At 47.7% G+C, this 21,155-nt stretch carries 20 protein-coding genes and 2 riboswitches; of the genes, 12 read left to right on the top strand and 8 right to left on the bottom strand.

Annotated features, from left to right (window positions below):
• Positions 1–43: 43 nt before the first annotated feature.
• Positions 44–895, bottom strand: coding sequence for a PRD domain-containing protein (locus tag ABJ225_RS17100; RefSeq protein ID WP_048004658.1), 852 nt, complete (start codon positions 893–895; stop codon positions 44–46).
• A 287-nt stretch (positions 896–1,182) separates the two neighbouring features.
• Between ABJ225_RS17100 and ABJ225_RS17105 the strand changes: the two genes are divergently transcribed.
• The 3 genes from ABJ225_RS17105 (at position 1,183) to lepB (ending at position 3,170) form a co-directional block, all read left to right on the top strand.
• The gene (locus tag ABJ225_RS17105) at positions 1,183–2,079 is read left to right on the top strand and encodes a DMT family transporter (protein ID WP_218246801.1); all 897 of its coding nucleotides are present in this window, start codon (positions 1,183–1,185) and stop codon (positions 2,077–2,079) included.
• Positions 2,080–2,084: 5 nt separating this feature from the next.
• Positions 2,085–2,474 (top strand): MerR family transcriptional regulator, encoded by a 390-nt coding sequence (locus ABJ225_RS17110; RefSeq protein WP_347321183.1) that lies wholly within the window; start codon positions 2,085–2,087, stop codon positions 2,472–2,474.
• A 153-nt stretch (positions 2,475–2,627) separates the two neighbouring features.
• Positions 2,628–3,170, top strand: a complete 543-nt coding sequence (lepB, locus tag ABJ225_RS17115; protein WP_048004655.1) for a signal peptidase I — start codon at positions 2,628–2,630, stop codon at positions 3,168–3,170.
• Between the two features lie 165 nt (positions 3,171–3,335).
• Here lepB and ABJ225_RS17120 read toward each other — a convergent pair whose 3' ends face one another.
• From ABJ225_RS17120 to ABJ225_RS17130, 3 genes are read right to left on the bottom strand one after another with little or no spacing between them, the layout of a single operon-like run.
• On the bottom strand, positions 3,336–4,079 hold the full coding sequence (locus tag ABJ225_RS17120) for an amino acid ABC transporter ATP-binding protein (protein ID WP_048015781.1): 744 nt from the start codon (positions 4,077–4,079) through the stop codon (positions 3,336–3,338).
• 18 nt (positions 4,080–4,097) lie between these two features.
• A complete protein-coding gene (locus ABJ225_RS17125; protein WP_048004653.1) occupies positions 4,098–4,823 on the bottom strand; it encodes an amino acid ABC transporter permease in 726 nt (241 codons plus the stop codon).
• Between the two features lie 40 nt (positions 4,824–4,863).
• Positions 4,864–5,694: a transporter substrate-binding domain-containing protein gene (locus ABJ225_RS17130; protein ID WP_347321184.1), complete on the bottom strand. Its 831-nt coding sequence runs from the start codon at positions 5,692–5,694 to the stop codon at positions 4,864–4,866.
• A gap of 109 nt (positions 5,695–5,803) precedes the next feature.
• Positions 5,804–5,985: riboswitch (Lysine riboswitch) on the bottom strand.
• A gap of 186 nt (positions 5,986–6,171) precedes the next feature.
• Between ABJ225_RS17130 and ABJ225_RS17135 the strand changes: the two genes are divergently transcribed.
• From ABJ225_RS17135 to ahpF, 4 genes are all read left to right on the top strand, one after another.
• On the top strand, positions 6,172–7,329 hold the full coding sequence (locus ABJ225_RS17135) for a GGDEF domain-containing protein (RefSeq protein ID WP_347321185.1): 1,158 nt from the start codon (positions 6,172–6,174) through the stop codon (positions 7,327–7,329).
• Positions 7,330–7,387: 58 nt separating this feature from the next.
• On the top strand, positions 7,388–8,104 hold the full coding sequence (locus ABJ225_RS17140; RefSeq protein ID WP_048015783.1) for a 3-ketoacyl-ACP reductase: 717 nt from the start codon (positions 7,388–7,390) through the stop codon (positions 8,102–8,104).
• Positions 8,105–8,783: 679 nt separating this feature from the next.
• Complete coding sequence (gene ahpC, locus ABJ225_RS17145) at positions 8,784–9,347, top strand: alkyl hydroperoxide reductase subunit C (RefSeq protein ID WP_048004644.1); 564 nt, start codon at positions 8,784–8,786, stop codon at positions 9,345–9,347.
• Positions 9,348–9,360: 13 nt separating this feature from the next.
• On the top strand, positions 9,361–10,887 hold the full coding sequence (gene ahpF / locus ABJ225_RS17150; RefSeq protein WP_218246803.1) for an alkyl hydroperoxide reductase subunit F: 1,527 nt from the start codon (positions 9,361–9,363) through the stop codon (positions 10,885–10,887).
• A gap of 311 nt (positions 10,888–11,198) precedes the next feature.
• Here ahpF and ABJ225_RS17155 read toward each other — a convergent pair whose 3' ends face one another.
• Entirely contained in the window at positions 11,199–12,854 is a 1,656-nt protein-coding gene (locus ABJ225_RS17155; RefSeq protein WP_048015785.1) for an alkaline phosphatase, read from the bottom strand.
• Between the two features lie 304 nt (positions 12,855–13,158).
• Here ABJ225_RS17155 and ABJ225_RS17160 point away from each other — a divergent pair, with 304 nt between their 5' ends.
• The 4 genes from ABJ225_RS17160 (at position 13,159) to ABJ225_RS17175 (ending at position 16,098) form a co-directional block, all read left to right on the top strand.
• Complete coding sequence (locus ABJ225_RS17160) at positions 13,159–13,884, top strand: amino acid ABC transporter ATP-binding protein (protein ID WP_048015786.1); 726 nt, start codon at positions 13,159–13,161, stop codon at positions 13,882–13,884.
• Between the two features lie 27 nt (positions 13,885–13,911).
• Positions 13,912–14,724 carry a transporter substrate-binding domain-containing protein gene (locus tag ABJ225_RS17165; RefSeq protein WP_048015787.1) on the top strand — a complete coding sequence of 271 codons (813 nt, stop codon included), beginning with the start codon at positions 13,912–13,914 and terminating at the stop codon, positions 14,722–14,724.
• A 68-nt stretch (positions 14,725–14,792) separates the two neighbouring features.
• Complete coding sequence (locus tag ABJ225_RS17170) at positions 14,793–15,434, top strand: amino acid ABC transporter permease (RefSeq protein WP_048015788.1); 642 nt, start codon at positions 14,793–14,795, stop codon at positions 15,432–15,434.
• A gap of 13 nt (positions 15,435–15,447) precedes the next feature.
• Positions 15,448–16,098: an amino acid ABC transporter permease gene (locus tag ABJ225_RS17175; protein ID WP_048015789.1), complete on the top strand. Its 651-nt coding sequence runs from the start codon at positions 15,448–15,450 to the stop codon at positions 16,096–16,098.
• 5 nt (positions 16,099–16,103) lie between these two features.
• Here the strand turns inward: ABJ225_RS17175 and ABJ225_RS17180 are convergent, their stop codons facing one another.
• The 3 genes from ABJ225_RS17180 to ABJ225_RS17190 all read right to left on the bottom strand — a co-directional run bounded on the left by ABJ225_RS17180 (position 16,104) and on the right by ABJ225_RS17190 (position 19,810).
• Complete coding sequence (locus tag ABJ225_RS17180; RefSeq protein ID WP_347321186.1) at positions 16,104–17,003, bottom strand: response regulator; 900 nt, start codon at positions 17,001–17,003, stop codon at positions 16,104–16,106.
• Positions 17,000–18,157: a sensor histidine kinase gene (locus ABJ225_RS17185; RefSeq protein WP_187427004.1), complete on the bottom strand. Its 1,158-nt coding sequence runs from the start codon at positions 18,155–18,157 to the stop codon at positions 17,000–17,002. Before ABJ225_RS17185 ends, ABJ225_RS17180 begins: the two co-directional genes overlap by 4 nt.
• Before the next feature lie 309 nt (positions 18,158–18,466).
• Entirely contained in the window at positions 18,467–19,810 is a 1,344-nt protein-coding gene (locus tag ABJ225_RS17190; RefSeq protein ID WP_048015790.1) for an amino acid permease, read from the bottom strand.
• A 123-nt stretch (positions 19,811–19,933) separates the two neighbouring features.
• Positions 19,934–20,012: riboswitch (glycine riboswitch) on the bottom strand.
• Between the two features lie 262 nt (positions 20,013–20,274).
• On the opposite strand from ABJ225_RS17190, the gene ABJ225_RS17195 reads away from it, so the two are divergent.
• On the top strand, positions 20,275–20,976 hold the full coding sequence (locus ABJ225_RS17195) for an FTR1 family iron permease (RefSeq protein ID WP_218246806.1): 702 nt from the start codon (positions 20,275–20,277) through the stop codon (positions 20,974–20,976).
• The last annotated feature ends 179 nt before the right edge of the window (positions 20,977–21,155 follow it).

Genomic DNA, 21,155 nt, shown 5'->3' on the forward strand with positions numbered 1-21,155 from the left:
TTTGGGTAATGCCTGATCGAATCAGTAACAATCCACCATGAAGCTATTTAGCTGATTGGTTGGTGACGCGCCACACGTGAAGCGTGAGATACAGGGTCTCATTCGATGACAGCGTCCAGCCGTACTGCTTGAGGAGCAGGTGGGAGATTTTCTCCACTGCCCGGTAGGCTTTCTCATATTTGTTCTTCACGACCTCAAGTAAGGTTACATCGACTTCCTCGGGGTCGCCTTGTTCCTGTTTGAACTGCCGGATGAAGAAGTAGCGCAGATGCGTGATGAAGCGGGTGTAATTGAGGGAATCCTCATCAAGCTTCACTTGGAAGTGATACTGGACGATCTCGATGATCCGGTTGATCACTTCTGTCATCTTGAGTGTTTCTTCAATATCGGTTTTGCGTTCCTGCTGTCCGTTGACAAAATGATAGGTGATAAAAGTTTCTTCACTCTTCGGAAGCAGCACGTCCAGCCTGTCGAACACCTGACGGATGGCGTTTTTCGCCGCTGCGTATTCCTTCGGATAAAGATTCTTCACTTCCCACCGGTTCGTATCGGGATAGTCCACCCGTTCATTCGCCCGTTTGACGGCGAAATTCAGGTGATCGGCGAGTGTGAGGTAACTATTATTATTGAATGTGACCCCAAGCTCCGCCTCTGCATTCTTGATGATTTCCACTGAAACATCGAGGACCTCGGAATCAATTTCATCCAACACCTGCATCAATGGTCTGCGGGTCGGTGACTGTTCTGCAACGAATTTGCGCCGGATATTCTCTTCGGGAATGGGATCCCCTTTTTTCCGTTGGAATCCTACACCCGTCCCCATCACAATCCATTCAGTCCCTGATGGATCTTCTACCAATGCTACGTTGTTATTGAATGCCTTTGAAAATTTCATGGAACGTCCTCCATATCCCCTAAAACAACAAAATCCTATCTTAAAAACACACAGTGAACCTTTGTGCTTTTAACATAGGTAATGCCTGATCGAGTCAGTAACAATCCTGATATGACTTTGTACTCATACTATACTGCTTTGTGAAAACGATGTCAATAGTTTTGAACCCGCACTAAACCATCCATTATATACCACCCTCGCTAATGCTTGACTTGGAGTCAACTCCAGATTATAGGATGGTTTCCGTGCCACTGAGGTGGCTGACATTGTAAAGGAGTTGTTTCTAGATGAAAAACATAAAAGTCATCGGCATGATCGGACTGATCAGCATCATTTGGGGGTATTTATGGGTAAGCATGAAGGTGGGACTTCAAGACATCCCTCCGTTTTTCTTTACGACCCTGAGATTATTCATCGGTGCATTGGTCCTCATCACTGTGTTAATTATAAGAAGGAAACCGATCCTTCCAAAAGGAAATGAATGGCGCAGATTCTTCGCCCTCGGCATGCTCATGTGCGTAGGCTATTACGCCCTATGCACCTACGGGATCCAGTTTGTCGACTCGGGCATTTCCTCTGTCCTTGTCTATACAATGCCGATCATCGTCAGCATACTCGCACACTTTTTCCTGAATGAGCGCCTGAACTGGCTCAAGGGCTTCGGACTGATCGTCGGGGCGGCAGGACTGGCCACCATCATCGGGCCAAAGCTGCTTCATCTGTCTTGGAATCTTGCCCTCTTTGGCGAAATCGTCATTGTCGTGTCGGCCTTCTTCTGGTCTTCAGCTAATGTGTATACGAAGAAAATCGGACGTGATCACGATAAGATCAAGATGACCCTATGGCAGCTGATTGACGGGGGAATCATTCTCCTAATCATCTCCCTGCTGAAAGAACACCATGAAATTGCTCATCTAAGTATCCATATGCCTTCTATGCTGGCCCTTTTATATAGCAGCATACTTGGTACCGCCGTCGCATTCGTCGGTTGGAACTGGGTGCTTGGGAACATCGAGGCTTCCATTGCCTCCATCTCCCTGATGTCAGTACCGATCCTCGGACTGATATTCGGAGCCATTCAGCTTCATGAAGCGATCACACAGAATGTCATCATCGGGGCGATCTTCGTCTGCCTCGGCATCCTGTTTACATCCCTACCCAAAAAGAAACCAATGAAAGGGTGATAGCTGTGTATACAATCGGTCAAACCTCTGAGAAAACGGGATTCTCCCGGGATACGCTGCGCTATTACGAAAAAGTCGGGCTCATCCCGCCACCGTCAAGGCTCGAAAACGGGAGACGGGTCTATACCGATGACGACATCGAGACGCTTCTTCTCCTATCAAGCCTGAAGTCCACGGGTCTATCCATTGAAGAGATGACCGATATCGTGAAGGCGAGAAAGATTGCCTTACCCAACAGGGAGAAAAAGAACGATGAATACCGTAACTCCGTACAGAAGAAAATTGCGATCCTTCATAAACACATCCACGTCATGGAACTGCAAAAGCAGGAAATCGAGAAGATCATCCAGGCTAGCGAGGAAAAGATCAGATACTATGAAGGATTGATTCAGTAATTCCTCTCCCACCAACTCAGGTTAATAATGGAAAATTAGCAAAATAGCCTGATAGGATTAGAAGGAATCATGGAAGAAGTGGTAGAATGAATGGAGATAGACCATCCCGCACTCGAAACCAGAGTGAGGACATGGAGAGGAGAGACTGAACCTGTGACAAAGAAAAAAAGTGAATCCCTGGAATGGATCAAGGCACTGGCCATCGCCATCATCCTGGTGGTCATCGCACGTTCCTTCCTTATCACCCCGATTGTGGTTGAAGGTGCATCCATGAATACGACCCTTCAGGATAAAGACCGGATGATCGTAACGAAAATCGGGGATCCGAAGCGATTCGATATCGTTGTGTTCCACGCCAATGAGCAGCAGGATTACATCAAGCGCGTCATCGGGCTACCCGGTGATACGATCGAATTTAAAAATGACACCCTTTATGTCAACGGCAAGGCCTATGATGAACCCTACCTCGACGACCAAAAAGTATCCAGAGCAGGCGACCTGACCGAACCGTTCAAGCTGGAAGATACGGCAGTCGGCCAAAAAACCGTCCCGGAAGGCACCGTCTTCGTCATGGGGGACAACCGCCAGAACAGCGAAGATAGCCGCATGATCGGAGCCATCCCCATGGATCAGATCGTGGGAAAAACGAATTTGATCTACTATCCGTTTAAGGATTTTAAGATTATTCATAACTGATGAGGAGCGCCGGGATTCAAACCCCTGCGCTTCTTTCAAATTTTTTTGAAGATTCCTGTTCATTTCCATTCAGGAAAGCGGAGGATTTGATTTTCCACAAGCAACAAAAAATCCGAACCCCCTGCACTAATAGGGGAATTCGGATTTTTCCGTTGATTTTTTTAATCAGCTGAGTTGTTTCAATGTTCGCTTCAAGAACGCCCTTGTCCGATCCTGCTTTGGATGGTTGAAGATCTGTTCCGGCGGGCCTTCTTCGGCGATGACGCCTTTGTCCATGAAGACGACGCGGTCGGATACTTCCTTGGCGAATTCCATTTCGTGCGTCACGATGAGCATGGTGAGGCCGGATCCGGCTAGCTCCTTCATGACTCTTAACACTTCACCGACCATCTCAGGGTCGAGTGCCGATGTCGGTTCATCAAAGAGCATGACATCGGGCTCCATGGAAAGGGCGCGCGCGATGGCGACACGCTGCTTCTGGCCCCCTGAGAGCTGTTTCGGGCTGGCGTTGACATATTGGCTCATGCCAACGACGTCCAAGTATTTCAAAGCGACCTTTTCCGCTTCTTCTTTGGAGCGCTTCAGCACCTTGACCTGGCCGACGACGCAGTTCTTCAAGACGTTGTGGTTGTTGAACAGGTTGAACTGCTGGAATACCATGCCCAGGTTTTGGCGGTATGCGAAGATATCATGCTTGCTGTCGAGGATGTTCTCCCCGTTGTAAATGATCTGGCCGCCGCTCGGTTTTTCCAACAGATTGATGCAGCGGAGAAGGGTGGATTTACCGGAACCGGAGGAACCGATGATGCTCACCACTTCCCCTTTTTTCACTGAAAAGTCGATGTCCTTGAGCACTTCATGGGTGCCGAAGGATTTGTTCAAATGCTGGATGTCTATGACGTTTTCCACAGGGCTTCCTCCTTCTCCTTATTTGGCTTTCGCATCTACCATTGTATAGCTGTCCGGTCCGTCGAGTTTCTTCTCGAAGTGACGGAGGATCTTGGTCACGGCGAATGTCATGACGAAGTAGATCATACATGCGACAAAGAATGATTCGAAGTAACGGAAGTTGTTCCCTGCCACGGATTTGGTCAGGAAGTACAGCTCCGATACGGAGATGACATTCAGGACGGATGTATCTTTGATGTTGATGATAAAATGATTCCCCGTTGCCGGAAGAATATTACGGACGACCTGAGGCATGACAACGTTCCACATCGTCTGCACATGGTTCATCCCGATGGCCTGAGCAGCCTCGAATTGTCCTTTGTCGATGGAGATTATTCCACCGCGGACGATCTCAGCCATATAAGCACCCGTATTGATGGAGACGACGATGAAAGCCGCCACCATGACGTTCATATCAAATCCGAAGGCCATGGCCGAACCGTAATAGATGACCATTGCCTGTACAATCATCGGCGTGCCCCGGAAAAATTCGATGTAGATGGATAATACGATGTTCACGACTTTGAGGATGACCTTCTTCGGTCCGCGTTCAGGGACTGGGATGGTCCGGATGACACCTGCCAACAGGCCGATGGCGGCACCGATCACGGTACCGACAAAGGCGATCAACAGGGTCACACCCGCTCCTCGCAAGAACATGGCCCAGTTGTCTGTAATAATTCTGATGATCCATTCTAAGCTCATTGTTCTCCTCCTTCTTCATAGTGCCTGACCGGCAACATGATTATTGTTCTGCAGGCTGGTTCTTGATGGCCTGGTCCATGATTTCTGTACGTTCGTCTTCTGAGATATCTTTCAGAGCCTTGTTGATGGCTTCTCGTAAGTCGCTACCTTTTTCGACTCCGACAGCAACGGCTGTATCATCTTCTTTCGTTTTAAACCCGTCCTCGAACTCGACCATGGAGAATGCGTCATTAGCCGATGAAGCGCTGACGGCTTCAGGTCGTTCCGAAACATATCCATCAATGATACCTGATTGAAGAGCGACCCTCATGGCCGGGAAGTTGTCCATGGCTGTTTCTTTGGATACGCCTTTGATTTGATCGATCACAGAGTAGTGGAAGGTGTTCAGCTGAGCTGTCACTTTTGCCCCTTTAAAGTCCTGAATTGATTTTGCGCCTTCATATTTGCCACCTTTTTTCACTACCATCACAAGGTCGGATTTGTAATAGTTATCAGAGAAGTCGATTGCTTCTTTACGTTCAGCCGTTGGTGACATCCCAGCTACGATAGCGTCGATCTTACCTGAGTTGAGAGCAGGAACGAGTCCGTCCCACTCTGTTTTCACGACAACCAGTTCTTTGCCCATTTTATCTGCCAGCTTTTTCGCCATTTCCACGTCATACCCGCCGGCATATTCTTTGCTTCCTTTGATTTTAACCGCCCCATTGGCGTCCGTTTTCTGTGACCAGTTGAAAGGTGCATAACCTGCTTCAAGGCCTACAGTGAAGGTGTCTTTGTCTGCCGAACCTGAAGCGCCGCTTTTCCCGCAACCTGCAAGTAAAACCAGTGCCGATACCAATAATAGTGCAAAGATCGAAGCTCTTTTTTTCATCTTCTTCAGTCCCCCTATTTTTTGTAAATGCTTTTGGACAAACAAAAAACGGCCTGAGATCAACTCAGGCCGTAGTATACGAAGTCACCCATAAGTCCTCTCTATTCCCCAATGAGATAGCACAACTCAATAAACCGGGACGTTTATTGAGACAGTCCTGCAGCTCTTAACTACAGACCCAGCACATGATACCGAGAATATCATCTGCTTCGGCGACATTTCCTTCTCCCCAGCATCGACGCTTCTCGAGCTCCGCTGAAGACTGTTAAATATCGCACCTCTACCTCACTATACATAGCGAGGTCTTATTAAATTTCTCTAACAGTTTACAACTAAACCAGGAAACTGTCAATCCATTGAACTAGTCATTTTCCCGATTACCAAAGATTACACCCGTTTCCAGATCGACAGACACTCATAAAGTCCCAGGTTTGATATACTATACTCAGACCATTTTTCAGTAAGGAGAGTGCCGGCATGGAAATCTATGTCGATTCCACCATCATCACAGCCCTGCTGTTCATCGGCTTCTTGTTCACTCTGATCATGATCGGATCGTATGGATACACTCACAAGCGGGATTTGACCTTGAATATGTTCTTCCTGGCCAAATGCTGCCAGATCCTGGCGGTATCCCTGATGGTGTTCAGGGGAGATATCCCTGATGTCTTGTCGATATGGTTGGCCAACATAGTCCTTTATGCAGGTACCTCTTTGGAAGTTGCAGTGCTAGTGAATCTTCAGGGTTATTTACGTCCTAAGATGAGGCTCATCTATATATATGTGACAACCGCCGGAATTATGGGCTTTTCCATTTTATTTATCTTTTACAACACGGAGTCTGACCGCATCGCCTACTATTCGTTCTTGACGGCCATTCTTCTTCTGCCTGTTTGTCTGGTTGGTTTCAAGAGTTCATCCCTTTTGATGAAGGTGGTCAGTCTCCTCTATGGAGTTGGTGTCATCTTCTCCATCGTCCGGGGGATGGCGGCCTTCTTCGTCCCAATCCAATCCTTTACCCTTTACAATCCCGGAGTCCTTCAATTGGTTGTCCTGCTTTCTTTTTATGTTTTATCGAATTTGATGAATCTTGCCTTCCTTCTACTGATGAAGGAGAAGGTCGACCGGGAGCTCGTCGTCCTTGCCAACTATGATGATTTGACCGGTGCCCTTAACCGCAGATCATTTACTCAGCATGCGGAACACATCCTTCGCCAATCTGCAAAGAAACAGGCTGTTGTTTCTTATCTCCTTCTGGATGTCGACCATTTCAAAACCATTAATGACACCCATGGGCATGTAGCAGGGGACCAGGTCCTTCGCGATTTGAGCCAAACCATTCAGGGTATGTTGGATAAAGGCGATCTGTATGGTCGCTATGGAGGTGATGAGTTCGGGATCCTGCTTTCAGAAAAGAATGAAGAGGAGGCTGACCGGTTTGCCGCGGGTCTATGCAATACATTGAATCGCGGAAAACCCGGCTCCGTACCGTTCCATATCAGCATGGGGATTTTGACCGTCAGACCAACGGACAACATGAAGATGGAGGCCCTATACGCAGCATGCGACACGGCTTTATATGAAGCAAAAAGCAATGGGCGTAACGGCTTCCAGCGTGCATCAAGATCAATCTAGTGGCATCGGCAGGACGGTTTCGTTACAATAGAAAAATCTGAACCAAAGGAGTGGTACCATGCAATCGATTAAAGGAAAAGTAGCGTTGATCACAGGAGCAGGTCGCGGTATCGGCCGCGCGACGGCGGAAGCCTTCGCCAAAGAAGGGGTCCACGTAGGACTTGTGGGACGCACTATTGAGAACCTCGAGAAAGCAGCAGACGAATTGAAGCAGTATGATGTCAATGTGTCCTTTGCGGCTGCTGACGTAGCAGATCTAGATGGCATCACAAAAGCAGTGGAATCGATCCGAGCTGAACTCGGTCCCATTGATATCCTCGTAAACAATGCAGGAATCTCGAAATTCGGCGGCTTCATGGAGCTCACACCGGATGAATGGACGAACATCATCGATGTCAACGTCAAAGGCGTATACTATACGACACGCGCCGTGCTTCCGGAAATGATCGAGCGCAACACCGGCGATATCATCAATATCTCCTCTACAGCAGGTCAAAAAGGGGCACCGGTCACAAGCGCATACTCTGCTTCCAAAGCGGCCGTCATCGGGTTGAGCGAATCCCTCATGATGGAAGTACGCAAAAAGAATATCCGCGTGACGACCCTGACACCTAGCACCGTAGCGACCGATATGGCCGTGGACTTGAAGCTGACTGACGGAAACCCGGATAAGGTCATGCAGGCAGAAGACATGGCGGACCTCATGGTGGCTCAGCTCAAACTCCACCCCCGCGTGGTACTGAAGCATGCCGGACTGTGGTCGAATAACCCATAATCGCACTCCCATAGACAAGCAGGACCCGTCGAGCAAAATGGCGGGTCCTTTTTCTATATAACCCCTCAACAACCTTCGATCACCCAACGCTTCCAACAAGAGGATCACCGCTGAGCAACTACCAGCATCCAGGGGAAAAACTCGGTAAGAAAGACATCACAGCCGTTGATAAAGAAGCACTCGAAAAAGCCATGCGACAGCATCGGAATCCAGGAAACAGGTGGCGTCGACTATGTATCCGGCCCTCCTTCCAATGAAGGACCACAGCATAAGAATCAGTAAACAGAAGAAAATCCGAACGATGATTCTAAATCGTTCGGATTTTATCTCTCTATTACCATTGGTATGCATGACTCTATCTCGTTACCGACAGCAGTAATGATTCAAGGGTTTGTTGCAAGCAAGCATTCTCAATCATCCTGTACTGATTTTCAAAGTCATTTTGTTTTGGGAATATGCGGATTCCCAGATTATACAATCGTATCATTAGAAATCCGATGCCGTGTAATGCTAAAATATAAAGGGTCATCCCGTATAAAACCCTTCGATTTAGGCAAAATCAGAAGATGGGGAGATTTTTTCACCGGAAGTGCCACTTTTCCTTTGACAAATAACCCAATGTATATAATAATGAGTATTGAATTAGAATTATTACAATTAACTAAGGAGGAATTTCGATATGTCATTAATCGGAACTGAAGTTCTACCATTTACTGCACAGGCTTACCACAAAGGTGATTTCGTAGAGGTCACTGAAGAAAACTTCAAAGGTAAATGGAGCGTAGTCTGCTTCTACCCTGCAGATTTCACATTCGTATGCCCTACTGAACTTGGCGACCTTCAAGATCAATATGCTACGCTTAAAGATTTAGGCGTTGAAGTATACTCCGTTTCTACAGATACACATTTCACTCATAAAGCATGGCATGACCATTCAGATACAATCAACAAAATCGAGTACGTGATGATTGGTGACCCTTCACAAAAAATCTCACGCAACTTCGACGTTTTGGACGAAGAAGAAGGACTTGCTGACCGCGGTACATTCATCATCGATCCAGACGGCGTGATTCAAACAGTTGAAATCAATGCCGGCGGTATCGGACGTGACGCAAGCTCACTCGTAAACAAAATCAAAGCAGCACAATATGTGCGCAAAAACCCAGGTGAAGTTTGCCCGGCTAAATGGGAAGAAGGAAGCGAAACCCTTACACCAGGACTTGACCTAGTAGGTAAAATCTAAGGAGTTCGATTACATGTTGGATGCAAATATCAAAGCACAGCTAGAACAGTATCTTCAAATGTTAGAGAGCGATATTTTGCTCAAGATAAGTGCTGGAGACGACAAGGTATCGCATGACATGCTCTCATTGGTGGACCAGCTTGCGACCATGTCTCCCCGCATCAAAGTGGAGAACACTGAATTGGAACGCACACCAAGCTTCAGCGTCAATCGCATCGGCGAAGACACCGGCATCACATTTGCCGGCGTCCCGCTGGGGCACGAGTTCACTTCATTGGTCCTTGCTTTGCTACAAGTGAGCGGCAGGGCACCGAAAGTCGATCAAACCGTGATCGACCAGATCAAAAATGTGAAGGGTGAATACCACTTCGAGTCGTATATCAGCCTTACATGCCACAACTGCCCTGATGTCGTACAAGCCCTGAACATCATGAGTCTCCTCAATGACGGAATCTCTCATACGATGATCGACGGCGCTGCGTTCAAAGACGAAGTCGAAAGCAAAGAAATCATGGCGGTCCCGACTGTATTCCTGAACGGTGAAGAGTTCGGAAGCGGTCGTATGACCCTTGAAGAAATGCTGAACAAAATGGGTAGCGGCCCTGATGCAGCTGAATTCGCCGATAAAGATCCATATGATGTCCTCGTAGTCGGTGGCGGTCCCGCTGGTGCAAGTGCTGCGATCTACGCTGCGCGTAAAGGTATTCGCACCGGACTTGTAGCCGAACGCTTTGGTGGACAGGTCATGGACACCCTCGGCATCGAGAACTTCATCAGCATGACCAAGACGGAAGGTCCGAAACTTGTTGCAAGCCTCGAAGAACACGTGAAGGATTATAACATCGACGTGATGAATCTTCAGCGTGCGAAGAGCCTCGAGAAGAAAGACCTCGTCGAATTGGAGCTTGAAAACGGAGCGGTCCTGAAGAGTAAGACCGTCATCCTTTCAACAGGTGCCCGCTGGCGGAACGTCGGCGTCCCTGGCGAAGCAGAATTCAAGAACAAAGGGGTCGCTTACTGCCCTCACTGTGACGGACCATTGTTCGAAGGGAAAGATGTAGCGGTCATCGGCGGAGGAAACTCCGGCGTGGAAGCAGCCATCGACCTTGCAGGGATCGTCAAGCATGTGACTGTCCTTGAATTCATGCCTGAGCTGAAAGCCGATGCTGTACTGCAGGAACGCCTTAACAGCCTTCCGAACGTTACGGTCGTGAAAAACGCACAGACGAAAGAGATCACGGGAACCGACAAGGTGAACGGGATCACGTACATCGATCGTGCGACAGAGGAAGAGCATCACGTGGAACTTGCCGGCGTATTCGTTCAAATCGGTCTCGTACCGAACACGGAATGGCTCGGTGACTCCCTTGAGAAAACACGTATGGGTGAGCTCGTTGTCGATAAGCACGGTGCAACCAGCATGCCTGGTGTCTTCGCTGCCGGAGACTGCACGGACAGTGCCTACAAGCAGATCATCATCTCCATGGGATCAGGTGCAACCGCATCACTTGGTGCGTTTGATTACATGATCCGGAACTAACAACCATAAGAGGCTGGAACAAACGTGTTTTAGTCATAGAAAAACCCGAATTAAATTGCCGACGATCAGGCAAAACGATTCGGGTTTTTCATTTATTTCATGACCATTACTATTTACTTGTTTCTAGCGGTTGATTGGAGTGCAAGACGAAGACTCCAGCGGGAAGAGTAGCTGATGTGAGACCCCGCAGGCGTGCCGAGGAGGCTCACGAGCTACCCGCGGAAAGCTTAGTCTTGCACGGAAATCATAAGCGGTATAAAGAACCTATACTGATAGCGTGCGCCAGTTTTTTGTGGATTTTGAAAAGGGAGCTATTTCGCTTCCTTCAACGCTTTCTCCGACACATAGAAGTCTTTTCCGTTATAGACCGTTACCCCATCGAGAGTCTTCGTTTTGGACTTTTTCTTATCCGTCACCGTGACGATGTTCTTGTTCGCAGGCACTTCAATTTTCTTCTTATTCTTCTCGGCCACAAATACCGGATTGTTTTCATCCGTTACATCAATACGGGTTTTGTAGCCTTTTTTCTCAAAGGATTCCCGTGCATTGATAAACAATTTATCAGTAGTCTTCTCCAGGTTCACACCCATGAAATCAGCCATCTTCTTCGGCAGGTCGGTGTTCTCTACCATTCCGTATGGTCTGGACGGTCCATAGGCATACAGGAATACATCCTCACCCGTATGCCCGCCTGTGGTGAAGCCAAGATTCGCACGGCTTGCAAGCATTTTGGAAAGGTCTCCGTTCAGGTTCTTCGATGCCTTCAGGGCTTCAATCTCTTCCTTCGTGAGGTTATCCAGCCCATAGAGAGCGGCGACCTGCTTCATATTCGAGCGATCGGCTTTGAGCTTACCAGTCGCACCTTCAAGGGTCATACTCGCCTTTTTCAACGGATCGATATAGGCTGAAACCGGTGTGCTTGGGTAACTTGCGTTCGTGTTGACATTCCCCATGGTGATCCCGCTGTTCCCATGATCGGATACGGCAATGACCATGGTGTTACCATCTTTTTTGGCAAATTCCAGCGCTTCATTGACCGCATCATCGAATGCGAGTACATCCCCTATCATGCCGATTGGATCGTTGGCATGGGCCGCCCAGTCGACTTTGCTTCCCTCTACGAATAGGAAGAACCCTTCTTTATTCTTAGAAAGGGTGTCGATCCCTTTCTTCGTCATCTCGGCAAGCGTCGGTTCGTTTTTGCGCGTCTTCTCACGGTCGATATCATACGCCATGGCAGAAGGGGCAAATGCTCCCCAAAGCTTCTTGGAATTGGACTTCATGAGGTCTTTGCGTGTTTCTACGACGTCATAGCCTTTGGAATCGATCACATCGAGGAGATTTTCCCCATCTTTTCTACCTGCTGGAGTGAGGGATTCCTTCCCACCGCCTAGAACGACATCGATCCCTTGATACACCTGCTGTTCGGCAATGTCATTGTAGTTGCTGCGATGTGGTGCGTGAGAAGAGAAACCGGCCGGAGTGGCGTGCTGGATCTCGGATGTAGAAATGATCCCCGTGGATTTCCCTTTAAGTTTGGCTGCTTCAAGAACATTGGCCACAGGCCGTAATTGGTCCTCCTCTTTGATCTGTTCCACTCCCGGAGAACTGACCACTTTAGGAAGAAGGCCAACGACCTTATCATTGCTTTTATTCCCTGTTGCAAGAGCGGTGGCCGCGGGTGCTGAATCCGTGATCGCCGACTCTGCTGAATATGTACGGACGCCACCGATGGCGATCTCATCCATTGCAAGATCGTCGCCCTTGTACCACCTTGCAAGGGTAGTGGCCCCTGCGCTTGTCCCATCCATCACCATCATAATTACGTTGGTGGGCTCTTTCTTTTTATCCCTGGCCTCCACTTCGGATTTCCCAGATCCGGTAAAGCCCCAAGATGATAGTAGAAGTGCTGCTGCCAACGAAACACCCGTTACAGTCTTTTTTTTCTTTCCACCCATTCTTTTCATCCTCCTTGAATATCCAGAATCACTTCAATCGTAGAGGCATTGCATTAAGATCAACAAGTGAAATTGTAAGTGTTTTGTAAATGTTCAATTATTTGTTGATTCTATCTTGTACGACATTATCCCTACAACCTCTTCATACGGGACCAAACGCGGATGAAAAAAGAACGGATGAACCGTCATTCAATTTTTATTTTTAGAATATTCGTAGTTTTCTGTAGTTATCTGTAGCACGGGTTTATCATAATAGGAGGATAGTCGTAAATCGATATGATTCTTAATTTTTCAGCACCAGGAGGGAAATCAATTGATCCTTTTTCAAAATGTAAATAAACACTATGGAGACTTCCATGTACTGAAAAACATCAATCTTACCATCAATCGCGGAGAGGTGGTTGTGGTCATCGGTCCGTCCGGCTCAGGCAAGAGTACCCTGCTCCGCTGTATCAACCGGCTGGAAACCACTACCGATGGGGAACTTTTTGTCAATGATGAAGCCATTCATGATAAAAAGACCAACATCAATAAGCTGAGACGCAATATCGGGATGGTGTTCCAGCACTTCAATCTTTACCCTCATAAAAAAGTCATCGACAATATCACCCTTGCCCCTAAGAAAGTGGCAAAGGTGACGGATGAAGAAGCAAAGGCAACCGCCATGAAGTACCTCGAAAAGGTGGGTATTCCGGATAAGGCAAATTCATTCCCGTCCCAGCTCTCCGGAGGTCAGCAGCAAAGGGTGGCCATCGCCAGGGGACTTGCCATGAAACCTACCGTCATGCTGTTCGATGAACCGACGTCTGCTCTGGATCCCGAGATGATCGGGGAAGTACTGGATGTCATGAAGACCCTTGCGAAAGAAGGGATGACCATGGTCGTCGTCACGCATGAGATGGGGTTTGCCAAGGAAGTCGCAGATCGCATCATCTTCATGGATGAGGGTCAAATCGTGGAAGAAGCAACACCGGCTGAATTCTTCTCCAATCCGAGGGAAGAACGTACCCGCACATTCCTCAGCCGTTTATTGCACTAATATACATGGACAAGAAAGGGGTTCAAAATGATGAAAAAGAAATTAGGTTTAGGCTTGTTGGCACTCGTTCTCCTCTTCACCTTGGCAGCCTGCGGAGGCGGGGACAAAACGTCAGGTGACAAAAAGCAATCGGCCCTCGAAGCCATTAAAGAGAGAGATAAGTTCGTAGTCGGCGTAAAGTATGATACCAAGCTATTCGGTCTTCAAGATCCGTCTTCTAAAGAAGTAGAAGGATTCGACATCGACATTGCTAAAGCCATCGCAAAGGATATCCTCGGTGATGAAAGCAAAATCGAGCTGGTCGAAGTAACATCCAAAACCCGTATCCCAATGCTGAATAAAGGGGATATCGATGCCATCGTCGCTACGATGACAATTACAGAAGAACGTAAAAAAGAAGTCGGATTCTCTGATGTCTACTTCGAAGCAGGACAATCACTCCTTGTGAAAAAAGGAAGTAAGATCCAAAGCATCGATGATGTCAAAAAAGGCGTGAAGGTCCTTGCCGTTAAAGGATCAACATCCGCCATCAACATCCGTGAAAAAGCACCTGATGCAGAAGTACTGGAATTCGAAAACTATCAAGAAGCCTTCCTTGCATTGAAATCCGGACAAGGTGACACACTGACAACGGATAACGCCATTCTTTACGGTATGGAGCAACAAGATGCGGACTATGAAGTAGTCGGGGACATCTTCACGGATGAGCCTTACGGAATTGCCGTGAAAAAGGGCGATGATGAACTGGCAAAAGAAATCAATAAAGTGTTAGAAAACCTGAAGGACAACGGGGAGTATGACAAAATCTACGAGAAGTGGATCGGTAAAAAACCGAACTGATCATATGCCTGGAAGGATAAGCGGGTCCTACCCCTTATCCTTCTACTTTAAAATGGGAGGAACCTATCGTGATTAACTTTACCATTCTAGTAGACTACTGGGATATGTTCTTTGAAGGATTCCGGAATACCCTCTTAGCCAGCTTGGTCGCACTTGCAGGAAGTTTTCTCCTCGGTACGATCATCGCGGTCTTTCGAATCGCCCCCATCAAACCATTAAACTGGTTCGGTGCAGCCTATGTCGAATTCATTCGCAATATTCCCCTGCTATTAATCGTCTTCCTATTTTATTATGGATTCCGTTTTGGAGGATTTGCCGCTGGAACGATGGGACTGATCATCTATACTGCCTCATTCATTGCAGAGGCCATACGGGCTGGTATTCTATCCATTCCGAAAGGCCAGACGGAGGCCGCACGTTCATCTGGTCTTACCTATTTCCAGACAATGCGCCTGATTATTCTGCCACAGGCGATCAAGGTCGTCATACCTCCACTTGGCAACCAATCATTGAACCTGGTCAAGAACTCATCCATCCTCGGCGTCGTCGCCGGATTGGACCTGATGTATTATGCCGATCTGGTCAGCCTGCATACATATGTCGTATTCAGCGTGTACATTATCGTTGCCTTATTCTATCTTGTCATCACCATACCGCTCAGCTTCGCTGTCGAGTACCTAGAACGCCGTATGTCGGCCAGTCATCAATAAGGAGGGAACATTCATGGATTTCATAGGTGCCTATTCTGCAGATAACGTGTCCTTCTTATTATCCGGATTCCTGATGACCCTGAGGGTGGCTGCCATTGCCATCGTCCTCAGTTTCACACTCGGGACGCTCATTGCCATAATACGGTATGCCAAAGTACCCGTCCTTTCACAGATTTTAGCTTTCGTGGTCAATATCATCCGGAACCTACCGCTGCTGCTGATCATCTTCTTCATGAAGTTCGCTCTGCCTGAAGTGGGCATCGATCTGGACACGATCACCGCTGCCATCGCAGGATTGACGATCTTCGAAGCCGCCCTGATTTCCGAGTTGGTACGGAGCGGTCTCAATTCCATTGATAAAGGGCAGATTGAAGCGGCACGATCATCAGGTCTGAACTATGTCCAAACCCTTCGCCTGATCGTGCTGCCCCAAGCTTTGCAGCGCATGGTTCCACCGACGGTCAGTCAGTTCATCGCCCTGTTGAAGGACACATCTCTGGCTGTCGTTATTTCCCTGCCGGAGCTGATGCACCATGCACGTATCATCAATGGGGGCAACCAGGATTACGTCATCCCGATCTTCATCCTCGTCGCACTCATGTACTTCACGGTGAATTATCTCTTGTCCCTGTCTGCCAAGCGGTTCGAAGCCAAGCACACGTAAAGGACTCACCTCTTTACGCTTTCCAGCCCTTCGGCTACCTCCAGATATAAGACCTGGAAGAATTTCTTGACGTTGACCTTTGCCTGACTTTCTTCCATTCCTTCTTCAAGCTCCCTCATCTTCCGTCTCACATCTTCAAAGTCGAAGAAGAGGGGGGCATAGCGTTCAAAGGTAGGGTGTGTATAATCGGTGAGACCGATGGAGGCCATATTTTTCAAGGCCGTACACACCGCCCTGCGAATGCGCTGTTCCACCGCCTTAGTTTCTTTTTTCACTTCGTCCTCCGTTACTTTGATCCGCTTCGCAATCATCTCGTACAATCTCCTCAACGGCGGCAGTTCAATCAAATCATCATCCTTCATGAGAATATCCAATGCAATTAGCAAATCACGGCTTCCTTTCTCAGACATGATCCCCATCTCCTTCAGGATCTTAGAAACCGAATCTTTTATGGATGGTTTCTCTGTCTTGGTTACCTGTTGCAGCATCCCGATGCCTGCCAATGACTTTCGGATTTCGATGATGGAGCTGTTCAGATTCATCTGCATCGTCACACGTTTCAGAACGGCTTCCACCTCAACGGAATTAATAGGCTTATGGATGAAAAACTCAATGCCTTCCTGATAGGCTTCTCCCACCATCCCTTTATTGTTGATCTGTGAGATCATGACGAATTTGCCATGGTAGCCTCTTTCTTTCAGGATCCTGATCATTTCGATTCCATCAAGCTCGGGCATCAATAAATCGATCAGTACGACATCTGGCAGTTCTTCCAATATGAGCTCGATAGCCTTCTCTCCACCTGCCGCACTCCCGATGATTCTCCCCAACCCCCCTTGTTCAATGATTGATTCCACCATCCGACGGTTAGCTGCATTATCATCTACAATACAATACGAAATCATGCATATTCTCCCCCGTTCAGTAAAGTCTGCTTCGGTATCTTCAAGGTGAATGTCGTTCCTTCTTTTTCTATTGAGCGGACATCCATCTTACCATCCAGAGACTCCAGTATATTTTTCACATGGGACAGACCTATGCCTGTCGCCGCGACTCCTTCCTGATTGAACTTTGTTGTGAAGCCAGGTTCACAGATGAAATCCATTTCATCCTCTCTGATCCCTCCGCCTGAATCCGTTACGATGAAGACGGTGAGTGCCCCTTCATCCAGTATTTCTACTTTCACCGTGCCTTCTGAAGGAATGGCCTCCACTCCGTTTGCCACAAGGTTGTTCAGGACAGTCAACAGAGCAAGATGCCGGTTCGTCCTATATTCCTGCCCCTTACTCTCAAAGATAAAGATGATGTTTTTCCCCAACCATCGACTGTATTGCTCATTCGCCTTCTTCACGAAATCCATGATTTCCACCATGCCCATTGAAGCACCGATCTCCGTCTCACCATTCAGCTTCTTCAAACCGGCCATGATGCGCTGGGCATCCTTCTTCAATTCATGCGTTTCTTCCGCCATCTCAAGTGCCTTGGCGCTCGAAAGGTTTAGCCCTTCCGCTTTCAGCTCCTTGTAAAATCGATAGCTATTCAGCGTTAATTCTTCTATGGAATCAATCATTTTATTCATATAAAAACTCTCACTGTACAAACTTGATCCCACTGTGAGCATCTTCTCATACCGGAGCTGCTGTTCTTGATGAAGCGCCCTGAGCTGATGAAGAATGATATTGGCGTAGAGACCAATCACAAAAAACACGCGTATCACCGCAACAAGCACAAGCATGGACCACTCCGTCCATAGGAGCGGCGTCGTCTCCATCAGCCACTTTCTTAACCCGATTTCCACCACATTCGATGCTACATCGATCCCGACCACCGACACACCGAGGATCAACAGCTTTGACTTGATCCAGTCCAATGGGATCAAACTCAACCCTATAGCAAAGGTAATGTAATAGAACATCGCGGGAATATGTATCAACAAGGCGTCAAAAAATGTTCCTGGGTCCGCAATAAACATATGGCTGGTTAGCGTCCTGAATACCGCTACCATGATCCCGGTGACGATTCCCGTCCTCACCATGGGCACGTGGTTCATAAGGATCATCAACAAAAAAAAACAATGCTGCCTAATCCAAATCTGAACTCCCATCCAAAAGGGGAAATCCTCAGTTCCCCTGATAATGCCGTAGCAACGGCAATGAACAAAACTTGCACCCCTATGTACTTCCTTACAAAATCAACCACATCTTTCTACCCCTTCTGCAGATCTGATTATATAGTTATATTAGCATTTTCTTACATAGACATACAGATAGTTTTAAGAACTATCTGAATAATCAAAGGTTAATACTATTATTATATAAGAATAAACAGGAAAAAAGAGACAACCTTGTCAGATTGTCTCTCGATCATTCTACGCTTTTTTTGACCGTTTACCGTAGAGGAAGAACAGCATGATAAACCATAGTGGAGTCAGGAGAAGTGCCGGCCTTGTTTCGTCTGCGAAAAACATGATGACAAGAATGCCGGCGAACAGCAGTAGTACAAGATAATTCACCAGCGGGGTGAACGGTGCTTTGAAGCTCGACTTCTCATGGAGATCAGGACGCTTCCTTCGGTACAAAATATGACACACGAGAATGATGCCCCACACCCAGATGAAGCAGATGGCACTGATCGTCGTGACGATCCCAAAGGCTTGATCTGGGATGAGCTTGCTGAGCAACGCACCGACCGATACGACCACCGTGGAGACCAATAGGGCAGAACTGGGAACATGGTTCCGGTTTAATCTTCCCAGTCTGGCTGGCGCCTGTTTTCCTTTACTAAGATTGAAGAGGATCCGGCTCGTAGAGAACATCCCGCTGTTGCAGGCGGACGCCGCCGATGTCAGAACCACGAAGTTGATGATCCCGGCAGCCCAGGGTACCCCGATCAGACCGAATGTTTTCACAAACGGACTCTCTGCTGCAGTCAGCTCCATCCAAGGGTTGATACACAGCAGGACGATGATGGCCCCTACGTAAAAGAATAGGATCCTCAGGGGAATCTTATTGATGGCAGACGGAATATTCTTCTGCGGATTGGACGTTTCCGCCGCCGATACCCCGATAAGTTCCACACCTACATAGGCAAAGATCACCATCTGAAGGGAGAGAAGGAAACCACTCATCCCATTGGGGAAGAAGCCACCATTCTCCCACAGGTTCGTCACGGTCACCGGTCCTGCATCCGTATTGAACCCGACGACAAGTAGGACCACGCCCACTGCAATGAGGGCAAGGATCGTAATGACCTTGATCAGGGCGAACCAAAATTCCAGTTCACCGAACAGCTTGACCGTCAGAAGATTGAACCCAAGAAGAATGACCAGACAGATCACGGCCGGAATCCACTGGGGAATGTCAAACCAATAATTCACATACACCCCGACGGCGATCACATCGGCCATTGCCGTCATGATCCAGCAGAACCAATACGTCCAGCCCGTGACAAACGAAGCCCATGACCCGAGATAGTCCTCCGCTATATCGGTGATGGATTGATACCCTGCTTTCGAAAGCAATAGCTCGCCGAGTGCCCTCATGACGAAAAACAGGGCGATCCCAACGAGTAAATACGCAAAGATGATGGAAGGACCCGCCGATTGTATCGCCTTACCGGACCCAAGGAACAGCCCGGTCCCGATCGTACCCCCGATCGCAATCAGCTGTACATGGCGATTGGAAAGATCCCTCTTTAACTCTTGTTGTGCCAAAACAAACTCCTCCTCAACATGTTCCACGTGAAACGAAAATAAAAAAAGAGATTGGAATCATCCAATCTCTGAGTCGAAAAGAATATCAAATATAGATCTCCCCTCGTTCGGAAAATCCATACCCGGTACCCTTCTGTCCTTTTGCCTGAGATTGTGAACCCTTCGGCGCCGCTTGAATAGCGGTCTCTCCAGAAGCTGCTCCTGCTGTAGTGTGACCCACAGCGATCGTAGCTTGATAGTATTATGTTTGAATAGTTATATATTGTAGACCCGTTGAATGGATTTGTCAAAGGAAGATCCTCCTTGTGCAGAAGCCACGCAACTGATTCCTCCAGATGCTGTCAGTCACTTGATTGAGCTCTCAAAATCGACCAAATCTTTTTTTATTTTTAGCATTGACACTGATAATCATTCTCATTATTATAAAGTTTAGCAACGCACTCATACCATACGGAGGAATACATATGTTGGATTCGCTTTTTCTTTCATTTCGTGAAGGCCTGGAAGCGGCCTTGATCATCGGCATTATTTTGGCAACGCTCTCACAACTGAACCGTAAGCATCTTGCCAAGGTTGTCGGGTTTGGTACCATTACAGGTGTCATCGGCAGTTTGATCCTGGGCTGGGGTCTATTCACGTTTGCACAAAGCATTTCCCATGAAGCAGAAGAAATCATGGAGGCCGTCATGAGGATCGTGGCCGCAGGCTTGATTGCCTACTTCATCCTTTGGCTCCACCGCAATCAGCAGGTAGCAGGCAAAATCAAAGGGCAAACGGAGAAGTCTTCTACATCCAAAATCGGCTTATTCTTATTGGCCTTCCTGTCCGTCATCCGCGAAGGCATGGAGCTTATGGTATTCAACATGACCAAGATCTCAGAAAGCGCCGGTACCGTGGCTCTCGGTAGCATCATCGGAATCGTAGCGGCTGCACTCGTTGCCTATGTGATCTTCAAGACGACGATCAAGCTTAACCTTTCACTGATTTTCAAAGCACTGGGCCTCATCCTCGTCTTCCTTGGCGGAGAAATGTTTGCCGAAGGAATTGTAGAGCTTCTGGAAACGCACTCTGAAGCGGTGGAAATCCTATTCTTGGCCGTCTTCATCGTGCCGGCATTGTTTATCCTCCTGAAGGATGATGTAGCGAGATTCAGACGAGCGGCATAATCAAAAGGCTGGGACAAACGTGTTTCAGTCATAATAAAACCCGAATTCAATTGCCTACGATAAGGCAAATGAATTCGGGTTTTTACTTTGTTTCATGAACATGACTATTTAATCGTTTCTAGCGGTTGATTGGAGTGCAAGACGAAGACTCCTGCGGGAAGTGTAGCTGATGTGAGACA

The organism is Rossellomorea sp. RS05, assembly GCF_039822645.1.
Classification (GTDB): Bacteria; Bacillota; Bacilli; order Bacillales; family Bacillaceae_B; genus Rossellomorea; species Rossellomorea marisflavi_B.

Excerpts from the sequence above, each read along its gene's own strand:
- ABJ225_RS17100 (WP_048004658.1), bottom strand. The coding sequence starts at position 895 with ATGAAATTTTCAAAGGCATTCAATAACAACGTAGCATTGGTAGAAGAT.
- ABJ225_RS17105 (WP_218246801.1), top strand. The coding sequence starts at position 1,183 with ATGAAAAACATAAAAGTCATCGGCATGATCGGACTGATCAGCATCATT.
- ABJ225_RS17125 (WP_048004653.1), bottom strand. The coding sequence starts at position 4,823 with ATGAGCTTAGAATGGATCATCAGAATTATTACAGACAACTGGGCCATG.
- ABJ225_RS17130 (WP_347321184.1), bottom strand. The coding sequence starts at position 5,694 with ATGAAAAAAAGAGCTTCGATCTTTGCACTATTATTGGTATCGGCACTG.
- ABJ225_RS17135 (WP_347321185.1), top strand. The coding sequence starts at position 6,172 with ATGGAAATCTATGTCGATTCCACCATCATCACAGCCCTGCTGTTCATC.
- ABJ225_RS17140 (WP_048015783.1), top strand. The coding sequence starts at position 7,388 with ATGCAATCGATTAAAGGAAAAGTAGCGTTGATCACAGGAGCAGGTCGC.
- ahpC (WP_048004644.1), top strand. The coding sequence starts at position 8,784 with ATGTCATTAATCGGAACTGAAGTTCTACCATTTACTGCACAGGCTTAC.
- ahpF (WP_218246803.1), top strand. The coding sequence starts at position 9,361 with ATGTTGGATGCAAATATCAAAGCACAGCTAGAACAGTATCTTCAAATG.
- ABJ225_RS17155 (WP_048015785.1), bottom strand. The coding sequence starts at position 12,854 with ATGAAAAGAATGGGTGGAAAGAAAAAAAAGACTGTAACGGGTGTTTCG.
- ABJ225_RS17165 (WP_048015787.1), top strand. The coding sequence starts at position 13,912 with ATGATGAAAAAGAAATTAGGTTTAGGCTTGTTGGCACTCGTTCTCCTC.
- ABJ225_RS17175 (WP_048015789.1), top strand. The coding sequence starts at position 15,448 with ATGGATTTCATAGGTGCCTATTCTGCAGATAACGTGTCCTTCTTATTA.
- ABJ225_RS17180 (WP_347321186.1), bottom strand. The coding sequence starts at position 17,003 with ATGATTTCGTATTGTATTGTAGATGATAATGCAGCTAACCGTCGGATG.
- ABJ225_RS17185 (WP_187427004.1), bottom strand. The coding sequence starts at position 18,157 with ATGATCCTTATGAACCACGTGCCCATGGTGAGGACGGGAATCGTCACC.
- ABJ225_RS17195 (WP_218246806.1), top strand. The coding sequence starts at position 20,275 with ATGTTGGATTCGCTTTTTCTTTCATTTCGTGAAGGCCTGGAAGCGGCC.